At 67.8% G+C, this 15,370-nt stretch carries 15 protein-coding genes; 8 read left to right on the top strand and 7 right to left on the bottom strand.

Translation table 11 applies throughout. From position 1 onward, the window contains the following. Nucleotides 1-18: 18 nt before the first annotated feature. Nucleotides 19-1,854: a DNA primase gene (gene dnaG, locus Q0812_RS13630; protein ID WP_302110901.1), complete on the bottom strand. Its 1,836-nt coding sequence runs from the start codon at nt 1,852-1,854 to the stop codon at nt 19-21. Nucleotides 1,855-2,083: 229 nt separating this feature from the next. Between dnaG and Q0812_RS13625 the strand changes: the two genes are divergently transcribed. Continuing rightward, nucleotides 2,084-2,353, top strand: a complete 270-nt coding sequence (locus Q0812_RS13625; RefSeq protein WP_302110900.1) for a hypothetical protein — start codon at nt 2,084-2,086, stop codon at nt 2,351-2,353. On the opposite strand, the gene Q0812_RS13620 is transcribed toward Q0812_RS13625, so the two are convergent. Further along, complete coding sequence (locus tag Q0812_RS13620; RefSeq protein WP_302110899.1) at nt 2,350-3,063, bottom strand: HAD family hydrolase; 714 nt, start codon at nt 3,061-3,063, stop codon at nt 2,350-2,352. The two genes, Q0812_RS13625 and Q0812_RS13620, sit on opposite strands and share 4 nt — an antisense overlap. 71 nt (nt 3,064-3,134) lie before the next feature. Between Q0812_RS13620 and Q0812_RS13615 the strand changes: the two genes are divergently transcribed. From Q0812_RS13615 to Q0812_RS13595, 5 genes are all read left to right on the top strand, one after another. Then, nucleotides 3,135-3,851 carry an SDR family NAD(P)-dependent oxidoreductase gene (locus Q0812_RS13615; protein ID WP_302110898.1) on the top strand — a complete coding sequence of 239 codons (717 nt, stop codon included), beginning with the start codon at nt 3,135-3,137 and terminating at the stop codon, nt 3,849-3,851. Between the two features lie 36 nt (nt 3,852-3,887). Further along, complete coding sequence (locus Q0812_RS13610; RefSeq protein ID WP_302110897.1) at nt 3,888-4,895, top strand: aromatic ring-hydroxylating oxygenase subunit alpha; 1,008 nt, start codon at nt 3,888-3,890, stop codon at nt 4,893-4,895. Further along, nucleotides 4,892-6,175: an amino acid permease gene (locus Q0812_RS13605; RefSeq protein ID WP_302110896.1), complete on the top strand. Its 1,284-nt coding sequence runs from the start codon at nt 4,892-4,894 to the stop codon at nt 6,173-6,175. The genes Q0812_RS13610 and Q0812_RS13605 overlap by 4 nt, the downstream gene beginning before the upstream one ends. A 42-nt stretch (nt 6,176-6,217) precedes the next feature. Beyond that, complete coding sequence (gene carA / locus Q0812_RS13600) at nt 6,218-7,387, top strand: glutamine-hydrolyzing carbamoyl-phosphate synthase small subunit (RefSeq protein WP_302110895.1); 1,170 nt, start codon at nt 6,218-6,220, stop codon at nt 7,385-7,387. 111 nt (nt 7,388-7,498) lie between these two features. Beyond that, nucleotides 7,499-8,860, top strand: a complete 1,362-nt coding sequence (locus Q0812_RS13595) for a S41 family peptidase (RefSeq protein ID WP_302110894.1) — start codon at nt 7,499-7,501, stop codon at nt 8,858-8,860. Here the strand turns inward: Q0812_RS13595 and Q0812_RS13590 are convergent. The 5 genes from Q0812_RS13590 to Q0812_RS13570 are packed head-to-tail and all read right to left on the bottom strand — an operon-like array spanning nt 8,857 to nt 11,374. Continuing rightward, on the bottom strand, nt 8,857-9,357 hold the full coding sequence (locus Q0812_RS13590; protein ID WP_302110893.1) for a hypothetical protein: 501 nt from the start codon (nt 9,355-9,357) through the stop codon (nt 8,857-8,859). The genes Q0812_RS13595 and Q0812_RS13590 overlap by 4 nt on opposite strands. Beyond that, nucleotides 9,354-9,872 carry a hypothetical protein gene (locus tag Q0812_RS13585; RefSeq protein ID WP_302110892.1) on the bottom strand — a complete coding sequence of 173 codons (519 nt, stop codon included), beginning with the start codon at nt 9,870-9,872 and terminating at the stop codon, nt 9,354-9,356. The genes Q0812_RS13590 and Q0812_RS13585 overlap by 4 nt, the downstream gene beginning before the upstream one ends. A 38-nt stretch (nt 9,873-9,910) precedes the next feature. Beyond that, entirely contained in the window at nt 9,911-10,447 is a 537-nt protein-coding gene (locus Q0812_RS13580) for a YybH family protein (RefSeq protein WP_302110891.1), read from the bottom strand. Further along, nucleotides 10,444-10,809, bottom strand: a complete 366-nt coding sequence (locus tag Q0812_RS13575) for a DUF1801 domain-containing protein (RefSeq protein ID WP_302110890.1) — start codon at nt 10,807-10,809, stop codon at nt 10,444-10,446. The genes Q0812_RS13580 and Q0812_RS13575 overlap by 4 nt, the downstream gene beginning before the upstream one ends. Nucleotides 10,810-10,819: 10 nt before the next feature. Continuing rightward, nucleotides 10,820-11,374: a hypothetical protein gene (locus Q0812_RS13570; RefSeq protein WP_302110889.1), complete on the bottom strand. Its 555-nt coding sequence runs from the start codon at nt 11,372-11,374 to the stop codon at nt 10,820-10,822. Nucleotides 11,375-11,485: 111 nt separating this feature from the next. On the opposite strand from Q0812_RS13570, the gene Q0812_RS13565 reads away from it, so the two are divergent. Then, nucleotides 11,486-11,953: an Lrp/AsnC family transcriptional regulator gene (locus Q0812_RS13565; protein WP_302110888.1), complete on the top strand. Its 468-nt coding sequence runs from the start codon at nt 11,486-11,488 to the stop codon at nt 11,951-11,953. 113 nt (nt 11,954-12,066) lie between these two features. Continuing rightward, nucleotides 12,067-15,366 carry a carbamoyl-phosphate synthase large subunit gene (gene carB / locus Q0812_RS13560; protein WP_302110887.1) on the top strand — a complete coding sequence of 1,100 codons (3,300 nt, stop codon included), beginning with the start codon at nt 12,067-12,069 and terminating at the stop codon, nt 15,364-15,366. The last annotated feature ends 4 nt before the right edge of the window (nt 15,367-15,370 follow it).

Below are 15,370 nucleotides of genomic sequence, written 5' to 3'. Positions count from 1 at the left end.
CGGGAAGCGGAGGGCCTCTTATGACCCGCCGTCGTCCCAGATGGTTCCCGCGCCGATCGCACGCTTCAGGGCGTCACGCTCGGCCTTGAGAGTGGGAAGAGCTCTGTAGCCGTCCGCGTCGGACTTCGAAGACTCAATGGCTTCCTCCAGAGCCGCAAGGCGGCTCAGAGCGTCGAACGCAAGCGACCATTGACCATGTGCGACGGCGAGGGGTCCGTCTGTGGCCAGGAAGGGCGCGCCGGATTTTACCGCCGCCTTCTCGACCTCACGCATCAGCACCTGATGGCCAGAGCCGGCCAGATGGCGACGAAGCATCGCGCTGTCAAGGGTTTCAGCGTCAAGGCGCAGGCGAACCAGCTCTGCGATCAGTTGATCCAGCCGCTCGTCCCCCAAGCCCGAACGGGTCAGGGTCTCCAACCGGTCGTCCAGCACCTCGGGATGATCAATCGCGTAAGAGACGATGGCGGCAGGCAGCGGTTCGAGCGCGGCCGTCAGCGCGGCCTGGGCGGCCTTGCCCTCTGTGGTCTGGCCCAGCTTGGGCGCGGGCGCGTTCCAGCCGCCCCTGCCCTGCGGACGGGATGCGCGCGGGAATGCCTGGTCGAAGCGCTCGAACAGGGCGGCTCGATACTGCTCGGCCAGGTCCGCGTCCTGCAGACGGCGGGCCGCCTCACGCAGGCGCTGCTTGAAACCCGCCCGTTGTTCCGGCGTGGCCAGGGGTTCGGCCTCGGCCTCCTTGCGGAACAGCATGTCGATCAGGGGGACAGTCTGGTCCACCGCCGCCCGCAGGGCCGCCGCCCCTTTGTCACGCAGCAGATCGTCGGGGTCCTGCCCTCCGCCCAACAGAGCGAACCGGAAGGATTTGCCGGGCTTCAGCTCCGGCAAGGCCCGGTCAATGGACCGGAACGCCGCGCGCAGCCCCGCGCCATCGCCATCGAAGCAAAGCGTCGGTTCGGGATGCAGACGCCAGAGCAGCCGCATCTGGTCCTCAGTCAGGGCCGTGCCCATCGGCGCCACGGCGGCGATGCCCGCACGTTGGCAGGCGATGACGTCCATGTAGCCCTCGACCACGACCAGGGGGGCCTCGCCCCCCCCGCCCAGCAGGCGACGCGCGTCAAACAGACCGTAAAGGTGCGAACCCTTGTGGAAGAGGCTGGTCTCCGGGCCGTTCAGGTACTTGGCGCGCGCATCCGGGTTCATGGCCCGCCCGCCGAAGGAGATCAGCCGCCCGCGGCCATCGGTGATGGGAAAGATGATGCGGTCGCGGAAACGGTCATAGGGCGCGCCGCCGTCCTCCGGCTCGATCAGCAGGCCCGCCTCCACCAGATCGGCCGGGCGGGCGCCGCGTTGCACTAAGGCGTCCTTCAGTCCCGTGCGGTCAGCCGAGGCATAGCCCAGGCGAAAGCGGCTCCACTGGTCCTCGGGCAGGCCCCGCCGGGTCAGATACTCGCGGGCGGCGCGCCCCGGGGGACGGCGCAGATTGGCTTCGAAGTACTTGGCGGCAAGATCGAGCCAGTCCTGCAGCCCCTGACGGCGCTCGGCTCGCTCGGCCTCCCGCGGATCCTCGGCCGGCAGTTGCATCCCGGCTTCGGCGGCGAGACGCTCGACCGCCTCGCGGAAGCTCAGGCGCTGGGTCTCCTGCAGAAACGAGATGACGTCGCCATGCTTGCCAGAGCTGAAGTCGTGGTAGAAGCCCTTGTCGTCATTGACGAAAAAGGACGGCGTCTTTTCCTTCGAGAAGGGCGATAGGCCAGCCCACTCGCGACCTTGGCGCTTCAGTTTCACGGTGCGGCCGATCACCTCCGAGGGCCGGAGGCGGCTTTTCAGTTCCTCGATGAAGCGGTCGTCAAATCGCACGGCCCTCTTCTATCCGCCGGCCGCCGTGGGCGCGAGCCTTGGCGCCGACCGTCCCCAGCCGCACGTTAACCCTTATGGCGCCTTAGCCATAATCCATGGAATATACGACGTAATTCCGCCGCTCGAAGGAACTATCCACAGGGCCTGTGGTTAACTACGTCCAGGAATGACGACACGCCCGGCCAGACTGCCCGCAGAAGCGAAGCATTCGGCCAAGAGACTGAAGACCATGTTCATTTCCCCTCTGAAAGAGAGCGCCGTCCTCCCCTCCGGCCCCGACCCCGTGGCCACACCAGGATCGCCGCGAATCGAGTCGCTGAGCGCCCGCGCCCTGCACGCGCGCCTGTTGTCGAACGCCGCCGCCCGGCGCCTCCGCGCCCTGGAGCGTGAGGCGGCCGAGCGGCTGGAAGACGCCCGCTACTGGAAATCAGCCTGCCCGGTGGCCCTGGCCAAGGCGGCGGCCCTGCGCGAGACGGACGCCTTCCCCGCCCTCCCCTAGCCGATCATTGCCGCCGCCTTCAGCCAGTCAGGGACCTGGCTGATCCGCTCAAGCGTGGCGTAGCGTGGATGATCCTGCGGCGGATCGGCCAGCTCATGCGCCCAGGTGATCTCATAGGGGATGTGGATCGCCCAGCTTCCAGCCTCCAGCGCCGGCAGCACGTCGGAACGCATGGAATTCCCGACCATGCAGGCGTGGGCCGGACCGGTTCCATGACGGCTGAACACCGCCCGATAGGTCGCCGCCGTCTTCTCGCTGACGATTTCCACCGCGGCGAACAGTTCGCCCAACCCTGAGGCGGCCAGCTTTCTCTCCTGATCCATCAGGTCGCCCTTGGTCACCAGCACGAGGCGGTAGTCCGCGGCCAGTTCCGTTAGAGTCTCGGTCACGCCCGGCAGCGGCTCGACCGGCTGGGACAGCATCTCGCGGCCCGCCGCCAGAATCTCGGCGATGACGCGCGGCGGGGCTTCGCCGTCGCACAGCTCCATGGCCGTCTCGATCATCGACAGGGTGAAGCCCTTTATGCCGTAGCCATAGAGCCGCAGATTCCGAGCCTCTGTCGCCGACAGACGCGCCTCCAGATCCTCGGGATCGGCGCGGTCCGACAGCAGTTCGCAGAAGCGCTGGTGCGTCAGGCGGAACAGCGTCTCGTTGTGCCAAAGGGTATCGTCGGCGTCCAAGCCAAGGGTCGTGATCAGAGTCGCACTCATGTCCCGGGCATACCCAGACCTGGAGCCGGCGCAACCCTGATCCGCGCACGCCCGGCTCACGTAGGGCGGCCATGAGCCTTTCAGTGGTGATTGGAGCAAGCGGCGGCATCGGCGGGGCGATGGCGGAACAGCTGATCGGGCGCGGACCGGTGCTGGCCCTCGCGCGCCGGCCGCCCAATCCAGCGCCTGGCATTGAGATCGGTCGCCTCGACCTGCTGGACGAGGCCAGCATCGCGGACGCTGCAGGTCAGGCGTCCGAAATGATCCAGCGGTTGGGCGTTTCCCTGGCGCGGGTCGTGATCGCCACAGGCGTCCTGCACAGCGGCCGGCGGCCGGAACGGTCCTGGCGGGAGTTGGATGAGGGCCACCTGCTCCGAGATTTCCGCATCAACTGCGTTGGGCCTGCGCTGGTGGCCAAGCACTTCCTGCCCCTGGTCGACCGTGATCAGCCGTTCGTGTTGGCGGCCCTGTCTGCGCGCGTGGGCAGCATTAGCGACAATCGGCTGGGCGGCTGGCACGCCTATCGCGCGTCCAAGGCCGCGCTGAACCAGATTCTCCGCACCCTGGCGGTAGAGGCGGCGCGGACGCTCCCGCAGGGCGTCATCGTCGGCCTGCATCCCGGCACGGTGAACACGCCGCTGTCCCAGCCCTTTCAACGCAGCGTCGCGCCCGAGAAGCTGTTCACGCCCGCGTTCGCCGCCGAGCGCCTGATCGCGGTGATGGACAGGCTGACGCCAGAGCGATCCGGGGGCTGCTATGCCTGGGACGGCCAACCCATCCCGGCCTAGTTGACCGGAGGCGTCTCGTGGCGCCACCTCAGCGCCATGCAGCGGACCCTTCCGGCACGGCTCTACGGCGACCCTGAGGCTTATGCCCGTGAACGCGTCCATGTCTTCGGGCGGGCCTGGCTCTTCCTGGGTCATGAGGCCGAGGCGCCGGAGCCCGGCGACTGGATCGCCGCCGATATCGCCGGACATCGTTTGATGGCCGTACGCGGCAAGGAGGGCGCGGTGCGCGCCTTCCACAACGTCTGCCGCCACCGCGCCGGACCGCTGGTCGAGGGCGAACGCGGAAACTGCGGCGCCGAGCTGACGTGCCGCTACCACGGATGGCGCTATGCGCTGGACGGGCGGCTGCGCGCCGCCGTCGGCTTTGGCCCCACCGAGGGTTTTGATCCGCGCGAGTTCGGCCTCATGGCGCTCAGGCTGGGGACCTGGCGTGGGCTCGTGTTCGTGACTCTTGATCCCGACGCGCCGCCCCTGGCCGAGACGGTGAAGCCCCTTGAGCGCCTGCTCACGGCAAAGGGGCTCGATCTTCCGTCGCCGGCGCTGCGCCGTAGTCACCGCATCGGCTGCGACTGGAAGGTCTACGCCGAGAATTATCTGGAGAGCTATCACATCGCGACCGTGCACCCCCAGATGGCGGCAGAGCTTTCGGACGCCGAGTACCTGGTCAGGGTCGAGGGGGATCTCGTGGTTCAGGAGGCCGTGGCCGATCTGGCCGACCGCGACACGCCCCAGGCTGGGGTGTGGGGCTGGCTGTGGCCGAACCTCGCCGTCAACGTCTATCGCGACGGCGCCATGGTCGAGCGTATGGTCCCCGATGGGCCGGGCCGCACACGCCTCGACTACCTTTTTCTCAACGACGGCGGCGAAGCGGCGCTGGGCGGGAGCCTGGCGGCCTCGGACCGTGTCACGGCGGAGGACGCCCTGATCTGCGAGGCGGTTCAGACCAACCTCAGCGCGGGCGCTTATGATACGGGGGTGCTCAGCCCCACTCATGAGGCCGCCGTCGCCTGGTTCCAGGCGCGGCTGGCGGAGATCCATCAATGACCGTGAAGAAGCTGGGCTGGGGTCTCGCTGGGCTCGTAGTAGCCGGCAACATGATCGGCTCGGGCCTCTACCTGCTGCCCGCTACGCTCGCGTCGACAGGCAGCTCCAGCCTCCTGGGCTGGCTGGTGGCGGGCTTCGGCGCCGTCATACTGGCCCTGGTTTTCGCCGCGCTTGGCCGCGCCATGCCAGGCGCGGACGGCCTGTCGGGCTTCGTCGAGCGCGGGCTGGGACGCTTCTTCGCCTTCCAGACGTCACTGGCCTTCTGGGCCGCCTGCCTGATCGGCAACGTGGCGGTGGCGGTGGCGGCGACAGGATACCTCGCCTTCTTCTTCCCGGCGCTGCGCACGCCGGTAGGCGGCACGCTCAGCAATCTGGCGCTCATCTGGTTGACCACCGGCGCCTACATTCTCGGCGCCCGCGTACTGGCCGGCCTGGCGGCTGGTGCGCTGCTGATCGGCCTGGCGCCGATCGCGGTGGCGGTCGTGGCGGGGGTGATCGCCTTCGACCCGGACCTGTTCGCCGCCTCGTGGAGCCCGTCCGGCCAACCCTTGACGCAAAGCGTGCCCGCGTCCCTCGCCCTGATCTTCTGGGCCTATCTGGGACTTGAGAGCGCTGCGGCCATCTCGGCCAAGGTCAAAAACCCCGCGAGGGACGTGGGCTTGGCGTCCATCTCAGGCGTCGCTCTGGCGACCGCCGTCTACGTGGCGGCCACGGCCGTTATCTTCGGGGTGATCCCCGTCGCCGACCTGGCGCGGTCTACAAGTCCCTACGCAGACCTGATCGCCCAGGTCTTCGGCGCCTCAATCGGCGCCATCGCCGCCGCCTGCGCGGTCATCAAGGCCACCGGCACCCTTGGGGGCTGGGTCATGCTGGGCGGCGAGACCGCCCGCGCCGGCGCGCGCCAGGGGTTCCTGCCCAGCGGCCTGGGCCACGGTGAGAAGACGCCCATCCAGACCCCGCTTCTGAACGCAGGCATCATGTCCATCGCCGCCATCGTCTCGGGCCAGCCGACGCTTGGCGAACAGTTCGGCCTCTTGATCGGCGTGACCTCTGTGCTGACGCTGGTGGTCTACGCCTTCTGTTGCGTTTCGCTGTGGCGTGGGTCTGCCCGTCCTGCGGACAAGGCGCTGGCTGCCCTTGGCCTCCTTTTCGCAATCGCCGCCGTAACGGCGGCCGCGTCAGGATACATTTGGCCCACGCTCGGGTTTTTCGCCCTGACCAGCGCCGCGTGGCTGTATGTCCGCAAGGTCCAGGTTGACCGCGCGAGCGCATCTCCCTAGCTACACGGCCGTTTGCCCGCCGCTCGCCCTGAAGGAGACGCCATGACGATCGAACTTCCCAAGGGCGTCACCGGCGTTCTGGTGCTGGCCGACGGCACGGTCTTTCCTGGGCACGGCTGCGGCGCGATCGGCCAGGCCGCGGGCGAGGTCTGCTTCAACACCGCCATGACGGGCTATCAGGAGATCCTGACCGACCCCTCCTACATGGCCCAGATCGTCACCTTCACCTTTCCGCACCAGGGCAATACCGGCACGAACGTCGAGGATATCGAACAGATCGGCGGCGCGGCCGAGACCGCGGCGCGGGGCGCCATCTTCCGCAGCCTGCCGACGCCGCCCGCGAACTGGCGGGCCGACTCAGACCTGAACGCCTGGATGAGCCGCCGGGGCGTCGTGGGGCTGGCGGGGATCGACACGCGCGCCCTGACCCGCCGCATCCGCGAGGCCGGCATGCCGCACGCGGTCATCGCCCATGATGCTCAGGGCGCCTTCGACATCCCCGCCCTGGCGGAACAGGCCCGCAGCTGGAGCGGCCTCAGTGGCCTCGACCTGGCCAAGGAGGCCACCACGCGCCAGACCTTCACCTGGGACGAGGGCCTGTGGGCCTGGCCCGAGGGCTACGCCAAGCCTGAGGATCGCCCCTTCGAGGTCGTGGTTATGGACTATGGGGTGAAACGCAACATCCTGCGCTCACTGGCTTCGACGGGGGCGCGGATCACCGTGGTGCCCGCCGATACCCCGGCCGAGGACGTGCTCGCCCGCAATCCCGACGGCGTGGTCCTGTCCAACGGCCCGGGCGACCCTGCCGCCACGGGCGAATACGCCGTGCCTGAGATCCGCAAGCTGATCGACAGCGGCAAGCCGGTTTTCGGCATCTGCCTGGGCCACCAGATGCTGGCCTTGGCCGTCGGCGCGCGCACCACGAAGATGGAGCAGGGCCATCATGGGGCCAATCATCCGGTCAAGGATCTGACGACCGGCAAGGTCGAGATCGTCTCCATGAACCACGGCTTCACCGTGGACCGCCACAGCCTGCCCGAGGCCGTACAGGAGACCCACGTCAGCCTGTTCGACGGCACCAACGCCGGCATCGCGCTGAAGGACCGGCCGGTGTTCAGCGTTCAGCACCATCCCGAGGCCAGCCCCGGCCCCAACGACAGCCACTATCTGTTCGAACGTTTCGCCGGGCTGATGAAGCAGGCGCGCGGATAGCCTTCACCGAACACTGAATGACCAAAGCGTAAGTTGACCCGACTTGCGCAAGGGCGGCCTGATCGCGCCCGCGCCGGGGGGAAATCGGCGCCTTCAGGGGAAGGTTCCGACATGTTGACCCGTCGCAGTCTGGCCGGCGTCGCCGGCGTCCTGTTCGCAACTGGGGCCTCCGATGCTGCCGGTGCCCAAGCCCAGCATCAGCCCCCGCCAGCCGGCCCACAGGCCCCTGGCGGCAGTCGGGCCGAAGAAGCCGCCAGCCTCCGCCGCTTCGCCGAGACCACTCATCCCCGTGGGCGCGAAGCCGTCGCCGACACAGCCTGGTTGGCGCACTGGAGCGCACTTGAAAGGAACGCTGGAGACCTTTCGGACGGCGCCTATGCGCTGGCGCTGCGTCGTGGTCTCGCCTGGTTCGCCGATGGCCACACCACGGTCCTGCCGCCCGAGTTCGCAGGCGTGCCCGACCCGCTGAAGGGCGGCGTCTTCGGCAAGCAGCTGCCGGCGCGGGCGCGCCCCTTTGCTGACGGCCTCTACATCACCTCGGCCACGGTCGAGTTCGAGGCGCTGAAAGGCCGAAAGATCACCGCCATCGGCGGCGAGGACGTCAACCACCTGCTGCGACGTTGGGCGGAAACCTGGTGCGGCAGCCCTGCCTGGGCGCGCAACTGGGCGGGCACGATGTTCACGCCTGCAGCCCTGGAGGGCATGGGCATCAACGCCAGCGGCGGCGTCGAGGTGCGAACCGATGCCGGCGCCGTGACCCTGCCGCTCCTGGCCGAGGCTGAGCGCACCGCCATCACCACGCCGCCCATGCCGCCTGAGGCGTGGCGCTCCGGAGGCGCGGTGAACTTCGTGCGCGACCTGCCGGATCGGGGCGCGCTCTACCTCGGCATGGACGCCCACAGCGAGGGGGACGACGCCATGCGTACATTCTCCCAGCAGGCGCTCGCGGCGATGGACTCAACCTCCGCCGCCCGCGTCGTGCTTGACCTGCGCCGCAACGGCGGCGGCGACAACTTCTGGGGCGAACCCTTGCGCAAGGCGCTGGAGCGGTCCCGCTTCAACCGGCCCGGCGGCCTCTACGTTCTGATCTCCCCAGCCACCTTTTCGGCCGCCCAGAACCTGGCCACCCGTCTCGAGCGTGAGACCTACGCCCTCTTCGGCGGCGAACCCACGGGCGGCGCGCCCAATCACTACGGCGACGCCCAGTTCTGGACGGGCGGCGTCACAGGCCTGATGGCCATGGTCTCGACGATCCCGTGGTTCGATTCCTATCCCATGGACCGACGCAACTGGATCATGCCGGACCAGATAATCCCCGCCACCTTCGCCGACTTCGTGGCGGGCCGTGATCCGGCGCTGGAGTGGGCGCTGACCCACACGACGGCGGCGCAAGCTGATGACTTGGCGCAGGATCGCGTGTTCTTCTTCGGCCGCGCCAGTCAGCGTGCGGCTTGGGCGCCCTTCTGGAGTTAGCGGAGAGGTCGGTACTCGAAATCGTACCGCAGCCGCCAGGTCGCACCGCCGTCATCAGAAAAGTCCGAGTGCTGCCGCACCGTGCCGTCCGGGTTCGCCGTGAAAGTCAGACGCACCAACCTCACGCCCCCCTGCGCCGTGGTCACGGGCTGGCGCGCCGTCATGGTCATGCGCCCACCCTCAAGGCCGCCGACGAAGTGGCGAACGGCGCCGGCCTGATCCATCCAGGTCTGATGCCACTGGCCGTCGCCACTCCAGAAGGCGTTCAGACTGCCCCCCTCAAAGCCCTCGCTGGACCAGTTCTCTCGCAGCACACAACCGCCGTACAGGCGCTCGATCAGGCTGTGCCCTGCGCGCTCGCCGGTGGTCCGGTCGAAGACCTCCCATTCGCCGATCCAGAAGTCGAACTGGCGATGTTCCGGCGCTTCGCAGGCCGAGGGCTGAGGCGTCTGCGCGACGGCTTGGCCGGCAAGCAGCGCGATAGCAGCCGCGATCACGCCGGCTCGCACGTTTCGGTCCCGATGTTGAAGGGGGCCTCGGGCCGGGCGAGATTCAGATATTCAACGACATAACCGCCATCCGCACGAGGTGTGTAGCGGGTTTCAAAACCCACCTCCTGCCCGCGCGCGTTCGTCTGTACGCCACGGAAGACCAGCGCCTCGCCGTTCCAGCCGCCCGTCTGGGAGACCACGCGATGGCCCTGGTTATCGAGCACATACCGATGCCAGGTCTGGGCGCCCGCCTCGTACGCGAACATCTCTTGGCCCCACATCGCGCCGAGCTCGGGCGCCTCGTAGGTGAAGGTGCGGCTCAGCCAGACGCCGCCTGGAGCCCAGCTCCCCGTCGCCTCCGCCGCCATCGGGACGCGTGCCCGACGGATGATGTACTCGAAGTTACAGACGCGTTGGCCGATGAGGAAATCCAGCCGCTCGTGAGCCGCCTCGCGATGCACCATGGGCAGGGGCGGCGGCTGCTGAGCCCGGACGGCGACGGCGAAAAGACACCCGGCCATAAGCGCGGCCAGGACTGTTGGAGCCCTCCGCTGTCTCATCATGGAACGCCGCCGCCATCCGATCGTAAGGGCTCCCTCCGATTGGGGGGGTCGTTCCAGATCATGTGAGTGAACCGCCAACCCTGTCCGGTTCGGCGCGCCACCATCAACACGTTGCCTTCGTTGAAGATGCGATGCGTGCTGGTGTCCCACACGAGGTTGAAGCGCCCATAGATCACCGCATGGTCACCCTCGCCGTCGATGCGCTCGATCTGGTGCTCATAGGTGACCAGACGCGTGGGAGGCGCGCCCGCTGGAAACCAGAACTGCTGGAGCTGCGCCCTGCCTCGGCGGGAAGCAAGTCCGTGGTGCGGAAGAAGGACGGCGTCATCGGTAAAGGCGCCCAGGACGCCCGCTTCGTTATTCGCCAGCCAGTCGCGCACATAGCCGTCATGCAGGTCCCGCAGAGCCGCCACATCTTCCGTGCCCAATCCATCCGTCTCGAAGGCCGCGAGCGCAGCCGCCGGCAGGACCTCGGCGAGCGACGGAGGAGTTGCGTAGGCCAGCAGCAGGGACAGAGCTAAGGCCCCGATCATGTCGCCGCCCCTGACCGCTGATCGCACCAAGCCCGCACCACTGCCGTGAGCTCATCCGCCCGCTCCGCCAGGGCCCAGGCCCCGGCGAACTTCATGGTCCGGGCCGCGCTTCCCTCACCCACGAGGTTTGGGAATTCCCCAGGGATCGATGCTCCCTCGTGGAAGACAAGGCTGACGTGCGCCTTCGAGCGGGGGTTAAAGCTCGCCAGATTGCCCCGGTACACGAAGGTCGGCGCCTTCCACTTCACAGCCTCATCTATGCGGGGGTCTGCCTCGAGGACCACCCGGCGGACCGCTTGCATCAAAGGCTTCAGCGGCGTGTCGTAAGCCGCGAACCAGTCATCGACGTCTTGGCTGGACATGTGAGTTCCGTCAACGCCGCCGGTATCGGACGACCCACTGGTCCTGCCAAGGATCGCTCTCTGCCGCCGTGGCGGGCTTGTTTTGCCAGCGCCAGGTGAAGCTGTCGGCCGTCACGTCCTGCCAGATCATGCGCTGGCGGGGCATGTTGTCCCGAGGTCGGATCGTCTCGAAGTAGAAGACATGATCCTGTCCCTCGACGGGGCCGCCCCTCAGGTCGAAATAGCCGCCCTGATCGTCCATCCAGGTCTGCCGCCATACGCCGCCGGCCGGCCGGTAGGTGGAGATTGAATGCCCCTTCAGCCCGGCGCCCTCGAAGTGCTCGGTGATGACGCAGTCGCCGTACTCGTCGCGCGTGACACGGTTCGACCCCGTACCTGCCGGAGTACCCGGCGACGCGTCCCATTCGGCGATCCAGTCGCCCACCCAGAAATCCAGGGTGCGGTATTCGGGCGCCGAACAGGGCGCCGCAGCAGGCGCGGGTGGTGGGCTCTGTGTCTGCGCCAGGGCGGAGCCTCCTGTGAATGCCAGGCCCGCGGCCAAGGCGATGCGGGTGAACAGGCGCATGTCATTCTCCTCCGCGAGAGCTGCTAAGCTAGACCGGCGCCACGAAATCGCATTGCAAAATTGCCCGAAATATCGGGAAGAAAGTCCGGCGCGGTGCGTCAGGATGAGCTTATGACCACAGACGAGCCCCTCGACCGCGCCGATCGCGCCCTGATGAACAGCTTGCAGGCCGACGCGGACCAGTCGTTGCAGGAAGTTGCCGACGCCTGTGGGCTTTCCACCGCGACGGCTCACCGCCGGATCAAGCGGCTGAAGGCCAAGGGCTATATTTCACGTACTGTAGCTCTCGCGGATCCGAAGCGTTCTGCCGCGCCCCAGACGGCGATCACAGAGGTGAAGATGGGTCATCTGGGCGAGCCGGCGCGGGCGGCGTTCCGCAAGGCCGTCGCGGAGACTCCCGAGGTCGTGCAGTGCTGGGGCGTGACTGGAGAGATCGACTACGTGCTGGTTCTGCAACTGCGCGATGTGGCGCACTACGAAGAGGTGGTGAACGGTTTGCTGAACGCCACCGGCGTGTCGACCTTTCGCTCCTACTTCGTGCTGCGCCGGGTCAAGTTCGAGACCGCCCTGCCCTTTTAGGCCGCCATCGCTTGCGCCCGCGCTCCGCCGTCTGTAAGCGAGCCGCTTAGCCCACAACACGCCTGCCCACCTGCGCGAAGTCTTCGCGCCGGGCCCTTCGCGCGCGAGAGACCATGCCCAAGCGTACCGACATCAAGTCCATCCTGATCATCGGCGCGGGACCCATCGTCATCGGCCAGGCGTGCGAGTTCGACTATTCGGGCGTTCAGGCCTGCAAGGCCCTGAAGGCCGAGGGGTACCGGATCATCCTGGTCAACTCGAACCCGGCCACCATCATGACCGACCCGGAGGTCGCCGACGCCACCTATGTCGAGCCGATCACGCCCGAGATGGTCGCCCGCGTCATCGAGAAGGAGCGGCCCGACGCGCTCTTGCCTACCATGGGCGGCCAGACGGCCCTGAACACCGCCCTCGCCTTGGAGCAGATGGGCGTGCTGGAGAAGTTCGGCGTCGAGATGATCGGCGCCCGGGCCGAGGTCATCGACAAGGCCGAGGACCGGCAGAAGTTTCGCGACGCCATGGACAAGCTGGGCCTGGAAAGCCCCCGCTCCAAGGCCATCCACCACGTCGACGAGGCCGAAGAGGCGCTGGCCTTCGTGGGCCTGCCGGCCATCATCCGGCCCAGCTTCACCCTGGCGGGCACCGGCGGCGGCATCGCCTACAATGTCGAGGAGTTCCGCGAGATCGTCGAGCGCGGCCTCGACCTGTCACCCACCACCGAGGTGCTGATCGAGGAGTCAGTGCTGGGCTGGAAGGAGTACGAGATGGAGGTGGTCCGCGACCGGGCGGACAACTGCATCATCGTCTGCTCCATCGAGAACATCGACCCGATGGGCGTCCACACGGGCGACTCGATCACCGTCGCCCCGGCCCTGACGCTGACCGACAAGGAATATCAGCGCATGCGCACGGGCTCGATCAACGTGCTGCGCGAGATCGGGGTCGAGACGGGCGGCTCCAATGTGCAGTGGGCCATCAATCCGAGGGACGGCCGCATGGTCGTCATCGAGATGAACCCGCGCGTGTCGCGCTCGTCAGCCCTGGCCTCCAAGGCGACGGGATTCCCCATCGCCAAGGTCGCCGCCCGTCTGGCCGTCGGCTACACGCTGGACGAGCTGGCCAACGACATCACCCAGACGACGCCCGCCAGCTTCGAGCCGGCCATCGACTATGTGGTCACCAAGATCCCGCGCTTCGCCTTTGAAAAGTATCCGGGCGCCGAGCCGACCCTGACCACCAGCATGAAGTCGGTGGGCGAGGTCATGGCCATCGGCCGCACCTTCCAGGAGTCTCTGCAGAAGGCCTTGCGGGGTCTGGAAACCGGCCTGACCGGGCTTAATGATGTCGAGATCGAAGGCGCCGGCGGCGACGAAGACCCCGCGGCGCTGCGTGGCGCCGTGCTGCGCGCGCTGGGTCAGCCGACGCCCGACCGCCTGCGGGTGATCGCCCAGGCCTTCCGTCATGGCCTGACCGTGGAGGAAGTGGCCGAGGCCTGCGCCTACGAGCCCTGGTTCCTGCGCCAGATCGAGGAGATCGTGCGGACCGAGGCCCGCCTGCGCGCCGACGGTCTGCCCAAGGACGCCGCCGCGCTGCGCACCATCAAGGCCATGGGCTTCTCCGATGCCCGCCTCGCTGAGCTGACCGGCTCAAGCGAAGGCGCGGTGCGCCGCGTGCGCCGGTCGATGGACGTGCGCCCCGTGTTCAAGCGCATCGACACCTGTGCGGCGGAGTTCGCCTCCGAGACCGCCTACATGTACTCGACCTACGAGACCGGCGTGTTCGGCCAGCCGCCCGAGTGCGAGGCCGAGCCCTCTGATCGCCAGAAGGCGATTATCTTGGGCGGGGGCCCTAACCGGATCGGCCAGGGCATCGAGTTCGACTACTGCTGCGTGCACGCGGCCTTCGCCTTCGACGAGATCGGCGTGGAGTCGATCATGGTCAACTGCAACCCCGAGACCGTCTCCACCGACTACGACACGTCCGACCGCCTCTATTTCGAGCCGCTGACGGCCGAGGACGTGCTGGAGCTCATCGACGTCGAACGCTCCAAAGGCGAGCTGCTGGGGGTCGTCGTCCAGTTCGGCGGCCAGACTCCGCTGAAGCTGTCCCATGCCCTGGAGGAGGACGGTGTGCCGGTGCTGGGCACCAGCGTCGATTCCATCGACCTGGCCGAGGACCGCGAACGCTTTCAGAAGATGCTGCAGGGCATCGGCCTGATGCAGCCGCCCAATGCGCTCGCCCGTAGCGCCCAGGAGGCCGCCGACAAGGCCGAGGAGGTCGGCTATCCGGTCGTGCTTCGCCCCTCCTACGTGCTGGGCGGGCGTGGCATGATGATCGTCCACGACCGCGAGCAGCTGGACCGCTACGTCCACGAGGCCATGCGGGTCTCGGGCGACGATCCGGTCCTGATCGACCACTACCTGAACCGCGCCACCGAGGTGGACGTGGACGCCATCTGCGACGGCGATCAGGTCTTCGTGGCCGGCGTGCTGGAGCACATCGAGGAGGCCGGAGTGCACTCGGGCGACAGCGCCTGTTCGCTGCCGCCCTTCTCGCTCAAGCCCGAGACCATCGCCGAGCTGAAGCGCCAGACCGAGCTGATGGCCAAGGCGCTGAAGGTGCGCGGCTTGATGAACGTGCAGTTCGCTATCGAAGAGCCGCAAGGGCCTGAGCCCCGCATCTTCGTGCTGGAGGTCAATCCCCGCGCCAGCCGCACCGTGCCGTTCGTGGCCAAGACGATCGGCCAGCCCGTGGCCGGCATCGCCGCCAAGGTGATGGCGGGACGGCCCCTGTCCGAGTTCGGTCTGACCGACCGGGCGCTCGACCACGTGGCGGTCAAGGAGGCGGTCTTCCCCTTCGCGCGCTTCGCAGGCGTCGACACCATCCTCGGGCCCGAGATGCGCTCCACCGGCGAGGTCATGGGGCTGGACTGGCGAAAGGACGGCGAGGCCGATCTGGGGCCGGCCTTCGCCCGCGCCTTCGCCAAGAGCCAGCTGGGCGGCGGCACCCGCCTGCCCGAAAGCGGCTGCCTGTTTGTCTCGGTCCGCGACGCGGACAAGGCGTTTATCCTGCCGGCGGTGAAGCTGATGATCGACCAGGGCTTCACCGTCCTCGCCACGGGCGGCACCTGCGCCTACCTGCGCGAGCAGGGGCTGGAGGTCGCGCATGTGAAGAAGGTGCTGGAGGGGCGGCCGCACATCGTGGACGCCATGAAGAACGGCGAGGTCCAGCTGGTCTTCAACACGACCGAGGGCAAGCAGGCCGTGGCCGACAGCTTCTCGATCCGGCGCAGCGCTTTGATGATGAAGATCCCCTACTACACCACCACAGCGGGCGCCCTGGCCGCGGCCCAGGCCATAGCCGCAGTGCGTTCGGCGCCGCTGGATGTGAAGCCACTGCAGGACTACGGTTGAGCGC

The sequence above is a fragment of the Peiella sedimenti genome (genome assembly GCF_030504955.1).
GTDB lineage: Bacteria > Pseudomonadota > Alphaproteobacteria > Caulobacterales > Caulobacteraceae > Brevundimonas > Brevundimonas sedimenti.
Note: the sequence above shows the minus strand (reverse complement) of the source record. Positions and strands in the feature narration are given on the sequence as shown.